Here is a 13,550-nt window from a genome sequence, read left to right as displayed (position 1 = left end):
ATCAAAGACTGAGGGCGCGCTCGCTGGCAGTAATAAAGGCCTGCTTGAGGTCGTCGTAGGTGTGCACCGCAGGGAACTGGGGGAACTCCGCGATCACGTTATCGGGGGCGTGAAACAGGATCCCGGCGTCGGCCTCCGCCAGCATCGTGGTGTCATTGTAGGAGTCACCCGCGGCAATCACGCGGTACTGCAGGCCGTGCAGCGCCTTGACGGACATCCGCTTGGGATCCTCCTGGCGCAACTTGTAATCCACCACCCGGCCGCTGTCGTCGGTAATCAGGCGATGACAGAACAGCGTGGGCCAACCCAGCTGGCGCATCAGCGGCTGGGAGAATTCGTAGAAGGTGTCGGACAGGATGATGACCTGGAAGCGCTCGCGCAGCCAGTCGACGAACTCCACTGCACCAGGCAGGGGTTCCAGGGTGGCGATCACCTGCTGGATGTCGTCGATTTTCAGCCCGTGCTGGTCCAGCAGGCCGAGGCGCTGGCGCATCAAGACGTTGTAATCGGGAATGTCGCGAGTGGTGGCTCGCAGTTCATCGATGCCGGTTTTCTCGGCGAAGGCAATCCAGATTTCGGGGACAAGCACCCCTTCCAGGTCAAGGCAGGCCAGTTCCATGTTTCACTCCGGGCAGGCAAACAAAACGCGTCAATCTAGTGTCGTGAGTCATAAATTCGCACGATTTCAGCGAGCCATGCCGGGCCGGTGGCAAGGCGCAGTTCGCAGGCAATGGCCGTAGCCCTTGCCAAGAACTGGAACGCAGCCACCGGCCCGGCATGGTTCGCCCGAAGGGAGCTCCCAGGCGACGCTGGCACCGCGTTGCGCCCCTTGCCAATATAGACGATATTGGCGGCGGAACGCGCCTTGCGCCAACGCCGCCTGGGTGCTCTGAAACATGCGAATTTATGACTCACGACACTAGCGGCTGGGAGGCGCCGGCGCAAGGCCCGGCATTCGCTGGGGAGAATCTGGTTCAGTACACGGGCAGGTCGAGGTGGGAGAAAAGCTCTTCCAGTTCGGTCTTGCTGTGTCGGGAAAATGCCTCGGTTACCACTTCCCGGGTCAGGTGGGGGGCGAAGTCCTCGATGAAATCGTACATGTAGCCGCGCAGGAAGGTGCCCCGCCGGCAACCGATGCGGGTCACGCTGCTGGCGAAGAGTTTGCTGGCGTCCAGCGCAACGAGATCGGTGTCCACGCTCTCGTCAAAGGCCATGTGGGCGACAATCCCGATACCCAGGCCCAGCCGCACGTAGGTTTTGATGACATCGGCGTCGGCGGCGGTGAATACCACCTTGGGCACCAGGCCCTTGGCCATAAAGGCCTCATCCAGTTTCGAGCGGCCGGTGAAACCGAACACATAGGTCACAATGGGATGCGCCGCCACGTCCTCCAGCGCCAGCTCCGACACCTGGGTCAGGGGGTGGTCCCGGGGCACCAGCACACAGCGGTTCCAGCGATAACAGGGCATCATCACCAGGTCGGAAAACAATTCCATGGCCTCAGTGGCTATGGCGAAGTCGACCGTACCGTCGGCGGCCATTTCGGAAATCTGCATCGGGGTGCCCTGGTGCATGTGCAGGGACACCTCCGGGTAGCGCTCGATAAATGAGCGGATTGTCGCCGGCAGGGCGTAGCGGGCCTGGGTATGGGTAGTAGCAATCGACAGGCTGCCCTTCTTCTCGTTGGAGTACTCCTGGGCGACCTGCTTGATGCTCTCTACCTTGCGCAGCACTTCCCCGGCCGCTTTGAGAATGGCCTCGCCGGCAGGTGTGACATGCGTCAGGTGTTTGCCGCTGCGAGCAAACACCTCGACCCCGAGCTCATCCTCGAGCAGGCGTATCTGTTTGCTGATGCCGGGCTGGGAGGTATACAGGCTCTGGGCGGTCGCCGAGACGTTGAGGTCGTGGTGGGCGACCTCCCAGATATAACGAAGCTGCTGCAACTTCATGACCGCCTCCCCAAGACCCGCAACACCTGCCTGTGCCCTCGCGAAGATTCCGTGGGGCTATATGCACAATAGTAGTTAATCGGGCGCGATGCTAGCAGTTCTGGCATAAGACGCCCGCGTCAGACATTGGCTACCCCATGGGGAACATGGCCGGTGGCCACGTGGGGACTGGCGGAGACGCAGTGGGTCTGCTGGTCATCGAAGAACACATCCGCCTGGTAGGCCCGGAGAAATTCGGTCTTGTTGAGGCCGCCGAGGAAGATGGACTCATCGATACGGATATTCCAGGCCCGCAGGGTGCGAATGACCCGGGCGTGGGCCGGGGCCGAGCGCGCGGTGACCAGCGCTGTGCGGATGGGCGCCTCACTGGCCGGGAACGCCTGTTGCAACTGGTGCAAGGCCGCCAGGAAGGGCTTGAAGGGGCCGCCCCCAAGGGGGGTGTGGGCAGCGGCCTGCTCGCTGGCGGTAAACGCCTCGAGGCCCTCGCTCTTGTACACCCGCTCGGCCTCGTCGGAAAACAGCACCGCGTCGCCGTCGAAAGCGAAGCGCAGCTGCTCGCTGTCGGATACACCGCCGCGGGAGGACACCAGGGTGGCCGCGGCAACACCGCAGTCCAGGGCGTGACGTACGTCTTCTGCCTCGTTGGACAGGAACAGTTGGCAGCCAAAGGCGCGGATATAGCGCCAGGGGCTCTCGCCACCGCAGAAGGCGGCCCGGGTGATGGACAGCCCGTAGTGTTCGATAGAGTTGAACACCCGCAGCCCGGTATCGGCGCTGTTACGTGAGAGCAGGACCACTTCCACCTGGGCCTCACCGCCGAGAATGGCATTGAGACGCAGCATTTTTTCCACCAGCGGGAAGGCCTCACCAGGCTCCAGCGGCTCGTCCTCGTGGGCTATCTGGTAGTCGGAGTAAGCTTGCAGCCCTTCCTGTTCGTAGACCTGGTGGCTGGCCGCCAGATCAAACAGCGCCCGGGATGAAATGGCTACGACCAGCTTGTTTTCGACCCGTCTATTCATGGCCACAAGCATACCCCCAGTGTCCAGGGCGCACCAGCTCAACCCCCATCGGCCAGCCAGCCACGTTCATCGAGCAATTGTCCCAGCAGTCGCGCCACAAGGTTGTCCCTGAAGCCGACGGCGGGATCGAGCTCCATCCGCGCCAGAAATGGCCCCGCCGCTGCGGGCAGCGGGTTGCGCAGGGATCGCCAGGCCAGGGCCATGAGTTGGCGCGGCCGCCGGCGCAACTGGTCGAGCGCCTGTAAGCTGTCGGAGAGCGCCTGCTCGACAGCTGTCAGGTCGGTGCCAAAAGGATAGTCAGGCAGATAACCCCCGCTCCGGTGCCCCTCGAGGCATTGCGCGAGCCGGTCGGGGGTATTGCGCTGGTAGACGGCGGGTACCTGGTAACCGGGCTCGAGTTTGCCGCAGGCCACCCCCGCCGCTACCAGCGCGGGCTGGAAGCGTGAGTCGGCCACGTTGATCAGGCGCTTGATCACCTCCTGGTCGTCCTGGCCGCGCAGGTCGGCAATCCCGTACTCGGTGACCACAATATCGCGCAGGTGACGGGGAATGGTGGTGTGGCCATAGAAGTGGACAATATTGGAGCGCGGTTCGCCGCCTTCAGTCCGGGTGCTGCGGACGCAGAGTATCGAGCGCGCATCGGGCAGGTCGTGGGCCATGGCCACGAAGTTGTATTGGCCCCCTACCCCGCTGATGACAGTGCCATCCTCGAGCGCGTCGGAGACCACGGCGCCGGACAGGGTGACCATCATCCCGGTATTGATAAAACGGGCGTGGCGACGCTGGGCGGTGTACAGGGGCACATCCTCCAGCAGTTGGTTGGTCCGCTCCACCCAGGTCATGCACAGCGTGCGACGTTGATCGGCGTCCAGTTCCCGCAGGCGGCGGTAAAAATCGCGCGGTCCGAGAAAAAAGCCGGCGTGGACGATGTGGCCGTGCTGCAGGGGCTGGCCGCGGGTTTCCAGCAGCAGTGAGTGGCGGGTCGATGTGTCCTCCAGGTCATTTACCAGCGTACCGTGGGCGCCCACCAGCTGGCCATCGCGCAGGCGGGTCGAGGTGCCGACAATGCCCCAGTGCTGCAGCCAGTCCAGCGAAGCCTGGTCCAGCACCCGTGGCAGGGCCTGCTCTGCGTAGAGCCACTGGAGCAGCGAGTCATCCACGATCTCGGAAATGTGCCCACGGTTCATGCCCTCCTGCAACAGGAGATCGTCGTAGACACGACGTTTGACAATGCCCGCGTCGATCATCGCCAGCATACCGCTGACAAACATCTCGGTGGATGCGTACAGTCCTTTCGAGAATGGCCCCCGGTGCTGCTCGACCTCGCCTGGCGGAACGTCGAGGTCCGCCAGCATCCGCCGGTACACCTCGCCTTCGCGGTGGCGCAGGATGCAGGCCTGGGCAACGGCATCGCCCAGGGAACCGATTCCAATCTGCAGGGTGCCGCCATCGACGACCAGACTGCTGGCGTGGAGTGCCGCCGCGTAATCCGCCAGGGGAATGGCGGTATTGGGTGCACTGAACAGGCGGCGGTTGCAGTCGGGGCCGACGACCAGCAGGTCGAAAAAGTCCGGGGCCACCAACGCATCACCCTCCATAAAGGGCAGCTCGGGGTGCACCTGGCCGAGATAGATCACCGGGCGGCCAGCCCTGGAGAGCATTTCCGCCATATGGCGGGTGAGATCGGGATTGCAGGACAGGCTCACCGCGTCACCGCGGCGGGCCACCATCTGCGCAACCACGTTGACACCGTGGCCCACCAGGTCGCGTGCCACATGAGTGTAATTACTGGAGATATAGTGTCGCTGGGCGTCGACGACCCGTTTCATGGCCCCGGCGCGAAAGTAGAATTCGCTCACCCGGATATTGCCGGGTAACTGGCGCGCACGCAGGGGCGCCATGTAGGCGAGCTCTTCATAATCGCCGTAGATTCTCTCCACGATAGGGCCGGCGAGGCGCCCCGCCAGCCCCTCGGGAACCGCCGGGCGCTCGAGCGACAGCGCTGTGAGAATGTGCAGGGAGATGGAGGGGTCGGCAACGGCGCGTCGGTAAAAGGCGTTGATCAACTGCACCGGCTTGCCGAGGCCCAGCGGTGCGGCAATGACCACCTTACGCCCCACCCTCTCCAGGGTGCGATCAACACAATCCTCTACAGAATCGATGACGCCTGTAGCGCTACCTCTCTGAGACACCCCTGCCCTCCATGGCGTTTGCGTTAGGGGAATGCTAGCACGCTGTGCTCATTTGTGTTCGCGGCTGAAGTATTCCTTGCTGAGCCGGAACACCAGCGGCGACAGTAACAGCAGCGCTACCAGGTTGGGGATCGCCATGAAGGCGTTCAGCGTATCGGCAATCAGCCATACGAGGTCCAGCTGGATAATGGTCCCCACCGGAATCGCTACCACCCACGCCAGCCGGAACGGCAGGATTCCGCGGGTTCCAAAAAGATAGACCACACAGCGCTCGCCGTAGAACGACCAGCCAATCATGGTGGTAAACGCAAACAGGCACAGCCCGATCGTGACAATATAGGCGCCTCCCGGGAACGCCTCCTCGAAGGCCATGGACGTCAGCACCGCGCCGCTTTCGCCGCTGGGCAGCACCTCCATGATCACGATGACCAGGCCGGTCATGGTGCACACGATCAGGGTGTCGATAAACGTTCCCAGCATGGCGATCATGCCCTGCTCTACCGGCTCGTTGGTTCGCGCCGCGGCGTGGGCGATGGGCGCGCTGCCCAGGCCCGCCTCGTTGGAGAAGATACCCCGGGCCACCCCGAAACGCAGTGCCGCCATCACTGTGGCCCCGGCGAACCCGCCGGCCGCCGCGCTGCCGTTGAAGGCGCTGTCGACAATGACGCCAACGGCGTGGGGAATGTGGTCGATGTGCGTGACCAGGACCACCAGGCTCATGATGATGTAGCTAAGCGCCATAAAAGGCACCAGCCAGCTGGCCACGGTGGATATCCGGCGAATCCCCCCCAGTACCACCGCACCGACCAGGGCCATGAGCACCAGCCCGGTGGCCAGGGGAGGTACCGCGAAGGAATCGCTCAGCACCTGGGATACGGAATTCGACTGCACCGTGTTGGCGATACCGAAACCGGCCAGGCTGCCAAAAATGGCAAAGGCATAGCCAAGCCAGTGCCAGCGACGGTGGAGACCGTTGCGGATGTAGTACATGGGGCCGCCACTGTAGTTGCCATCGGAATCCGTTTCCCGGAACTTCACCGCGCAGACGGCTTCGGCATACTTGGTGGCCATGCCCACCAGGGCGGTAATCCACATCCACAGTAGCGCACCGGGGCCACCGAGGGCGATGGCGGTGGCCACGCCGGCAATGTTGCCGGTACCGATGGTGGCGGAAAGGGAGGTCATGAGGGCGGCAAAGGGGGAGATATCGCCGTCGCCCGTGCCCTTGCGCCCGCCGAGCAACAGCCCGACGGCGACCGGTATCTTGCGCACCGTGGCAAAGCGCAAACCCGCGCTGAGAAAAATACCCGTGCCCAGCAACAGCACGAGCATGACCGGCCCCCACGCAAACGCGTTCACGGCCTGAATGATTTCGGTCATAAGGTCCCCCTGATTTCTAATGGGGAAAGTCTAACAGAGTGCCGCGGGCGGCAGGAGGGGGAAGCGCCTGCTTAACAACAACCCTGGCGCTGGGCCATAAGGCCGAAGATGCCGCCGGTGTGGACGAACACGATATCCCGGCAGCCGGCAAAACGGCCCGCCTCGATTTCACGCAACATCCCGTAGAAGGCCTTGCCGGTGTAGACCGGATCCAGCACCAACCCTTCCATCCGGGCAAGCTCGCGGATCAGGTCGAAGATCTCCGGGCCCGCCTTTCCATAGCCACTACCGACGTAGCCGTCGAGCACACGGGGTTCGACCTCGACGACGGGCAGGGCCGGGTCACGCTGCTGCCAGTCGCTGACGTCCTCGTGCACCTTGTCGATGAAATACTGCTCGTCATCGCAGACGTTCACACCCCAAACAGTCATGGGAAGTTGATGCAGAACGGCCCCCAGGGTCAGGCCGGCCTGGGTGCCACCGGAGCCGGAGGCGCACACCACGTGGGCGGTGTCGATACCCGCGGCAGCCAGGTCAGCGCCCAGTTCCTCGGCGCCCGCAATATAACCCCAGGCGCCGATGCCGTCGCTGCCGCCAGTGGGTATGGCGAGCGCCCGGTGTCCGCCGTCCGCGTAGTCGGCCTGCACCCTGGCAAACAGATCCGGCAATTCCCGGAAGTAGCGCCTGGGGGGATGGATATCCACCCTGGCACCAGCCAGCAGGTCGAGAAAGTAGTTACCGTCGGCTTCCTCCGGGGCTTCGCCGCGCAGGATCAGGTGCACATTCAGGCCCGCCTGGGCCCCGACAAAGGCGGTGGCGCGACAGTGATTGCTCTGCAGGCCGCCACAGGTCACCAGGGTGTCATAACCCTCGTCCTGGGCGTGGGCGAGGATGAATTCGAGCTTGCGTACCTTGTTGCCACTGAGGACCGAGCCGGTGAGGTCATCGCGCTTCACCCAGAGGCGGTGTTCTCCACCCCAGGCCGCGCTCGCCCGCGACAGGAATTGCAGCGGCGTAGGCGTTTGTGCCAGCTGGACCCGTCTCGGGTAAGTCAGGGTCATCGCTTCACCGATGCCCGAGGCTGGTCGCACTCACCGGTGTACGCTCACGCTGCTACCAGCACACTCAACCAATGGATTTCAGGGTGCCCTTGGGCAACACCGCGTGGACGTGGACACGCTGGAACTTCATGTCGACCTTGTCGGCAACGGTGAGCACGATGTAGTTGTCGTCCAGCGCGGAGATACGGCCGAGGATGCCCGATGAAGTGACGACTTCATCGCCCTTGGACAGGGCCGAGACCATCGCGGCATGTTCCTTCTGGCGCTTGCGCTGGGGGCGGATGGCGATGAAGTAGAACAGTGCGAACAGTCCGATCAGGAACACGATCTGGAACATTTCGCCCCCGGCAGGGGCGGGAGCCGCGCCGGATTGGGCGTGGGCGCTGGCAATAAACAAGCTCATAACAGGTTTCCTTACAGTTCGCTGCCCCTCCGTTCAGGGTGTGAGGCAGGCAATAGAGCGCGGTAATGTACCCGTTTGCTCGGGGTCCCGCAATTGCCCTTTCCCGTCCCGCCGAGCTCCCGCAATGACTGCCAGCTGATTGACAAAACAGGCCGCTTTGCCCCCCGCGGTACAAATAGCCCGACAGCACCGCCAAATCCGCCCTTTATCCGGTGCAGGGGACGTGGTGCACTTGTATGATGCCGGGTTGATAACAGGCGCACGCCCTGCCCCGCCGGACGGCACAGACCCACGGTAGTGCGCCCTACCGCAACAGGAGTAAAGATGAGCACAGAAGTAGCGGAACTGGTGAGCGCCATGAACACAGCGCGCGAGCAACTCACCAGCCCCGGCGCCCCCTGGGAACTGGAACAGCGCACCATCAACGGGATCGAATTGCGGAGTTACAAACAGGCACCGGCCACCCTCCGGGACGCGATCGATGCCGGTCGCAGCCACGGCGACAAAATCTGCGTCACCTACGAAGGCGAGCGCTTGACCTTCGACGACTTCTTCCAGAGCGCCGACCGCCTCGCCCATCACCTGGTGCACCATCACCAGGTGAAACGGGGCGAACGTATCGCCCTGGCCATGCGCAATTACCCTGAGTGGATGATGAGTTTCGTCGCCGCGGTATCCATTGGCGCTATTGTCGTGCCGCTGAACAGCTGGGGCCGCACCGAGGAACTCTCCTACGGCGTCGCGGATTCGGGCGCCCGCGTGGCCATTTGCGATAGCCAGCGCCTGGGCTACCTGCGGGAGGCCCTGCCGGAACTCGGCTGCAAAGCCATCCTCGTCCGCGGCACCGAAGACGAAGCAGGCCCGGACGCAAGCGAATGGGTGGAACCCTGGTCCCTCAGCCAGCAGGCGCCGGCCAAAATGCCTGAGGTGGAGATCGCCCCGGGTGATCTTGCCATCATCATGTACACCTCGGGCACCACCGGCAAGCCAAAGGGTGCCGCTTCCACCCACTTCGCTGTCGCCCAGGCCCTGCACAACTTCGAGTTCCACGCGGCCCAGTCTGCCATGGCCAACATGCCCACCGTGGAAAAAATGCTGGCTTCCGGGTTCGAGCCTGCAACCCTGCTCGCGGTACCCCTGTTCCACGTGTCCGGCTGCTATTCCGTGTTTCTGCTCAATCTGCGCGGAGGCCGTAAAACCAGCATCATGTACAAGTGGGACCCGGCCAGGGCCCTGGAGATTATCGAGCGCGAGCGCATCACGGTATTTACCGGCGTTCCTGCCATGACCCTCGCCCTGCTGGAACATCCAGGCTTTGAAAGCGCCGATACCAGCAGCCTGTTCGCCCTTGGGGCAGGCGGCACGGCCTGCCCTCCCCACCTCTCGCAATTGATCTACGACAAGCTCCCGGACGCTTACCCGGGTACCGGCTACGGCATGACCGAGACCAATGCCACCGGCTCCAGCTGCACCGGAAAAGCCTTCCGCTTACGCCCGAACGCCGCCGGCAATCCCTCGCCCATCGTGGAGATACGTACCGTCGACGAGCAGGGGCAAACCCTGCCTCCCGGGGAAAAGGGCGAGCTCTACCTGCGCAGCCCGACCAACGTGCAGCAGTACTGGAACCTGCCGGAGGCGAGCGCTGCCACGTTCAAGGATGGCTGGGTTGCTACCGGCGATGTCGGCTACGTCGACGAGCAGAATTTCCTCTACGTGGTGGATCGCATCAAGGATATGGTGATCCGTGGCGGTGAGAACATCTACCCCGTCGAGGTGGAAGGTGTGCTACTGGCCCACCCCGCCGTGCATGAGGCCACCGTGTTCGGCGTTCCCCACGATCACTGGGGTGAAGAGGTTGTCGCCAGTGTCTGGCTGGATCGGGAACAGACCAGCGAAGAGGACCTGCGCGAATACCTTGGGCAGCACCTGGCGGCATTCAAAGTGCCGGCGCATATCCTGATCAGCGGTACCGAACTGCCCAAGAATGCGACTGGCAAGGTATTGAAGAAGGCTGTGCGGGACCACTACCTGGCGGGCCTGCAGTAGCCTGCCATGACCCACCCTGCCCCGGCGTTTGCACGCCGGGGTTTATACCCTCCCCCTAGAGACCCATGAACTCGGGGACATTGAAAATCCAGCTCTTCTCTTCTTCCCGCCGGCTGATACGCCAACCTGATTCGGTGCGCCGGTACTCGTCGACGTACCACAGGCCCAACATGAACACGTCGGTGCCACCATCCGGCTGGGTCATCTCCATGGGGTTGAAGCACATCACTCGGCCCGTACCCGTGTCGCCGTCGACACTGACCTGAACATTGGCGTTGAGGTGCTGGGTGTTGGGGAAGATGCCACTGGACACGGCGTCCTTGAGATAGGCGATGGTGCTCTCGAGATCACCGACATTGCCGCCAAAGGCGCTGTAGTCTATATGGGCATCCGCAGTAAACACATCCCGCAGACTATCGAAGGCCTTGCTGTCGATCAGGTGCGCATAGTGGAAGACGAGATCCTGGATCTCCCACCGGTCGGACATTTCCTGTTGGCTTAGCATGCTGTTCTCCCGCGTTTTGTTATCTGGTTTTTGTTTGCGGGCCGGAAACGGATGGATATCGCCCGTTCCCAACCTGCCGTATCACTTTCGAAGCGCAGGACTTGAGTATATGCGTCGCAAAGAAGGAACCCAGCCCTGTACCGCGATTTCCCCTGACAGGTGGAATTTTCTATACCACGTAAGGGCTGGCACGCCACCAATACCGCTACAACATTTGCGTCGAATGCCCGAACGTACTTACTCAAACGCCCTGAAGAAAATCGCACCACGTGCCCGCCAACAGTTGGAATCTATTGACGCATATGGTTGCCTGTATTTATTCCGAACGTAATGAATAAACAGCTGCAGTCGGGAACCACCAATCCGGGTTGTCATTATCATCATCGTAACTACACTCATTTGGCTGTATCTCACTTCACACCGGAACGTGAAGTATGGCGATACGCTAGTTATCAGAAGTTTCCATGAGTAGAGGTGTACGTAAAGGCGATGAAAAAACTGGATGTTTCTCAGCTACTGGAACTCTGCAGCAATGTGGGGGTGGAAAACCACGAGACACTTACGCAAACGCTTCTCGCAACGCTCAACGAGTTGGCGGTAGGGGTCGCAAGCAAGCTCGATATCGAAACCCTCGGTGTCGAGAATTCACCGCGAGGCGTACTGGTCCGGTTTGGCCCGCGCATTCCCGAGCACCCCTGCCCCCCTGTTCTGGAGGCCTTCGATGACGAGGGCAGTTGGCACGAGTCACCGCGTACGCTGCTGATCTGTGACGACGACCGCATGCAGGGACTGCAGGCCCGCGAGGCAGTCAATCGATTGGGCGTGAACGTGATCGACACCCACTCGACCGAGGAGGCCTGGCAGGCCTATCGTGAAAACAGGGTCAATCTGGTGATCACGGACATTGAGTTACCCGGGCAGGATGGCCTGGAACTGCTCAGGAAGATCGCCGCCTTCGAGGGCTACCAGGGGCGTCGCCGCAAGGTGCCTGTCATTACCATTTCCGATGATACAACCGACGTGGGCGCAGATGTCGTGGATAAAGCGGGCGGCATGGCCCACCTGAAAAAACCCATCGACTGGGTGCGCCTGGGGCCGGTGATCAAGGAATTGTGCCACGCCAACTGAAATGCAGCCCCGTCTCTGTGGTCCAACAGCTGTTATCGCCGGGCCGCGAACCGGGATCGGGAATCCAGTCGGGAACCATCGCCGCGAACGTTAGCCGCTAGAAATTCAGCGGCAACGCCAGATGGCGCTGGTAGATGCGGTCCCGGTGGTCCAGCAAGCGCGGAGTCAGCAGGGCCTGCAACCACTCCCCTCCCGAGGCATAGCCGGCGCGGACGTAGTCCGGCATCGGGTTAACTTCCGCGGGTAGTGGCGCAAACATACCCGCGAAGGTGGCCCAGTAGATATCCACTGCCGAGAAGTCCTCTCCCAGGAAGTACCCCCCACCCTGCGCTTCCGAGCGTGCCAGCACCGCATCCAGGTGGCCGCAAATCTCCTCCAGCACACGCGGAGCAGACGCCGCGGCTGCCGGCGACCAACCGTATTTGCGTGCCATGCACACTATCATTTCCGGCGGTTCGCCGGTCTGCATACCCGGACTCAACAGCATCAGGCGACGCTGCCAGCCAAGCCCGTTTACACCGGCAATCAACCCACACAGGCCGAGGGCTGCCACCCGCTGGTGCAGCTCTGCCGGGAGTAGCGGGTTTTGCGGCACCAGGCGTTCCGCATGCAGTAATATGTCCTGCCAGTGAATGATGGGCGGCAGATCGTCAATCACCAGTACCGGTGCGGAATCCTGCCCGGTCCAGGCCCGGAGAGACTCATTGGCCTGCCCCGCGTCCTGGCGTACAGGAATAAAGGCCATGCCCTTGCAAGCCAGAATACCTTTGGCCGCCTCGCCCCAGGGGCCGGGCACACCGGCAGTGAGCACCAACCGGGTACCCTCCCGCAGGCGCGCTTCCTCGACGCTGAGGTACTCCACCAGTAGTTACTGGTCCAGTTTGAACACGCGCATGGCGTTTTCGCGCAGGAACTTGGGCCATACCTCGTCCCGGAACGGTACATCGGGCATTTCCGAGAAGATGCGGTCCAGCGAGAGGCCCATGGGGAAGTAGCCGGCGTACATGACCTGGTCAGAACCACGGGTATTGGCAAAGTTCACAATATCCTTGGGGTAATGCTTGGGGGCAAAGGCGCTGGTCATGTAATGCAGGTTGGGATACTTGAGCATCATCTTCCAGGCCACATCGGTCCAGGGCTCACAGCCGTGGCGGGTCACCACATTCAGTTCGGGGAAGAACCACAACACTTCATCCAGCAATTCTACCTTCTGCGGGCCAAACGGCAGCCGCGGCCCGGGGATACCCATACAGGGGCAGAATGGAATATCCAGTTCCACCAGCTTGGCGTAGATCGGGTACCACTTCTTGTCGTTCACCGGCACCGGCGGGCAGATCATGGCCGGCGACGCCGTAACCGCCTTGATGTCGAACTCCTCTTTCAGGGCGACAATAGTGCGCACCTCATCCATCCCGTTGTTGGGGTTTGCTTCATAACAGGCAAAAAATCGGTCCGGGAACCGGCGCAAGGCCTCCTTGTGCTGCTCGGCATAAGGTCCCACACCGATCATGGCGCGCTCGATACCATGCTTGTCCATCTGCGCAATGGTGTAGGCCACATAGTCGTCCTGGCCGTCGATCTTCGGGATGTCCTTGAACATGTACTGGGCGGGCATCTTGAACATCTCATGGCTCTGTTTGTCCATGAGCATCGGCTTGATCCACTCGTAGAAATGGCTGTTGTCATCGCCGGGTACGGCCAGCATCAGATCGATAACGCCGATATCCTTGGGCATGGGCATGAGAAGTCTCCAAAGCGGTAAAAATGGTTAGCCAACATTGTGGCCATTCCGCCGCGCCCCACAAGTGGTGACCGCCCCGACGCCGGATAATCCAGCGCCGGGGCTAAATGCGTGAACCGGTAACGA

Annotated in this window: 12 protein-coding genes; 2 read left to right on the top strand and 10 right to left on the bottom strand. The window is 62.0% G+C overall.

The annotated features are described in order from the left end of the window. Position 1 precedes the first annotated feature (1 nt). From thrH to yajC, 7 genes are all read right to left on the bottom strand, one after another. Positions 2-619, bottom strand: a complete 618-nt coding sequence (gene thrH / locus FV139_RS07715) for a bifunctional phosphoserine phosphatase/homoserine phosphotransferase ThrH (protein ID WP_148067734.1) — start codon at positions 617-619, stop codon at positions 2-4. 355 nt (positions 620-974) lie between these two features. Further along, positions 975-1,949: an HTH-type transcriptional regulator CysB gene (gene cysB, locus FV139_RS07710; RefSeq protein ID WP_148067732.1), complete on the bottom strand. Its 975-nt coding sequence runs from the start codon at positions 1,947-1,949 to the stop codon at positions 975-977. Positions 1,950-2,068: 119 nt separating this feature from the next. Further along, positions 2,069-2,968, bottom strand: a complete 900-nt coding sequence (locus FV139_RS07705; RefSeq protein ID WP_148067730.1) for a 5'-nucleotidase — start codon at positions 2,966-2,968, stop codon at positions 2,069-2,071. A 38-nt stretch (positions 2,969-3,006) separates the two neighbouring features. Continuing rightward, complete coding sequence (locus tag FV139_RS07700; RefSeq protein WP_148067728.1) at positions 3,007-5,160, bottom strand: acetyl-CoA hydrolase/transferase C-terminal domain-containing protein; 2,154 nt, start codon at positions 5,158-5,160, stop codon at positions 3,007-3,009. A 48-nt stretch (positions 5,161-5,208) separates the two neighbouring features. Further along, entirely contained in the window at positions 5,209-6,540 is a 1,332-nt protein-coding gene (locus tag FV139_RS07695; RefSeq protein ID WP_148067726.1) for an alanine/glycine:cation symporter family protein, read from the bottom strand. Positions 6,541-6,611: 71 nt separating this feature from the next. Further along, positions 6,612-7,631 carry a 1-aminocyclopropane-1-carboxylate deaminase/D-cysteine desulfhydrase gene (locus tag FV139_RS07690; protein ID WP_328592274.1) on the bottom strand — a complete coding sequence of 340 codons (1,020 nt, stop codon included), beginning with the start codon at positions 7,629-7,631 and terminating at the stop codon, positions 6,612-6,614. 34 nt (positions 7,632-7,665) lie between these two features. Further along, positions 7,666-8,004 (bottom strand): preprotein translocase subunit YajC, encoded by a 339-nt coding sequence (yajC, locus tag FV139_RS07685; protein ID WP_148067724.1) that lies wholly within the window; start codon positions 8,002-8,004, stop codon positions 7,666-7,668. 324 nt (positions 8,005-8,328) lie between these two features. On the opposite strand from yajC, the gene FV139_RS07680 reads away from it, so the two are divergent. After that, entirely contained in the window at positions 8,329-10,050 is a 1,722-nt protein-coding gene (locus FV139_RS07680) for a class I adenylate-forming enzyme family protein (protein ID WP_148067722.1), read from the top strand. Positions 10,051-10,105: 55 nt separating this feature from the next. Here FV139_RS07680 and FV139_RS07675 read toward each other — a convergent pair whose 3' ends face one another. Continuing rightward, positions 10,106-10,555 (bottom strand): nuclear transport factor 2 family protein, encoded by a 450-nt coding sequence (locus FV139_RS07675; RefSeq protein ID WP_148067720.1) that lies wholly within the window; start codon positions 10,553-10,555, stop codon positions 10,106-10,108. A gap of 489 nt (positions 10,556-11,044) precedes the next feature. Between FV139_RS07675 and FV139_RS07670 the strand changes: the two genes are divergently transcribed. Continuing rightward, positions 11,045-11,683, top strand: coding sequence for a response regulator (locus FV139_RS07670; RefSeq protein ID WP_148067718.1), 639 nt, complete (start codon positions 11,045-11,047; stop codon positions 11,681-11,683). A 97-nt stretch (positions 11,684-11,780) separates the two neighbouring features. Here FV139_RS07670 and FV139_RS07665 read toward each other — a convergent pair whose 3' ends face one another. Further along, a complete protein-coding gene (locus tag FV139_RS07665; RefSeq protein ID WP_148067716.1) occupies positions 11,781-12,545 on the bottom strand; it encodes a glutathione S-transferase family protein in 765 nt (254 codons plus the stop codon). A gap of 6 nt (positions 12,546-12,551) precedes the next feature. Beyond that, positions 12,552-13,424 carry an amidohydrolase family protein gene (locus tag FV139_RS07660; protein ID WP_148067714.1) on the bottom strand — a complete coding sequence of 291 codons (873 nt, stop codon included), beginning with the start codon at positions 13,422-13,424 and terminating at the stop codon, positions 12,552-12,554. Positions 13,425-13,550: the final 126 nt, after the last annotated feature.

Origin of the sequence: Parahaliea maris, assembly GCF_008064665.1 — a bacterium.
Lineage (GTDB): Bacteria > Pseudomonadota > Gammaproteobacteria > Pseudomonadales > Halieaceae > Parahaliea > Parahaliea maris.
Note: the sequence above shows the minus strand (reverse complement) of the source record. Positions and strands in the feature narration are given on the sequence as shown.

What these genes read in the sequence shown, in the direction of transcription:
- FV139_RS07680 (WP_148067722.1), top strand. Translation starts at nt 8,329, where the DNA reads ATGAGCACAGAAGTAGCGGAACTGGTGAGCGCCATGAACACAGCGCGC.
- thrH (WP_148067734.1), bottom strand. Translation starts at nt 619, where the DNA reads ATGGAACTGGCCTGCCTTGACCTGGAAGGGGTGCTTGTCCCCGAAATC.
- FV139_RS07670 (WP_148067718.1), top strand. Translation starts at nt 11,045, where the DNA reads ATGAAAAAACTGGATGTTTCTCAGCTACTGGAACTCTGCAGCAATGTG.
- yajC (WP_148067724.1), bottom strand. Translation starts at nt 8,004, where the DNA reads ATGAGCTTGTTTATTGCCAGCGCCCACGCCCAATCCGGCGCGGCTCCC.
- cysB (WP_148067732.1), bottom strand. Translation starts at nt 1,949, where the DNA reads ATGAAGTTGCAGCAGCTTCGTTATATCTGGGAGGTCGCCCACCACGAC.
- FV139_RS07675 (WP_148067720.1), bottom strand. Translation starts at nt 10,555, where the DNA reads ATGCTAAGCCAACAGGAAATGTCCGACCGGTGGGAGATCCAGGATCTC.
- FV139_RS07695 (WP_148067726.1), bottom strand. Translation starts at nt 6,540, where the DNA reads ATGACCGAAATCATTCAGGCCGTGAACGCGTTTGCGTGGGGGCCGGTC.
- FV139_RS07705 (WP_148067730.1), bottom strand. Translation starts at nt 2,968, where the DNA reads ATGAATAGACGGGTCGAAAACAAGCTGGTCGTAGCCATTTCATCCCGG.
- FV139_RS07660 (WP_148067714.1), bottom strand. Translation starts at nt 13,424, where the DNA reads ATGCCCATGCCCAAGGATATCGGCGTTATCGATCTGATGCTGGCCGTA.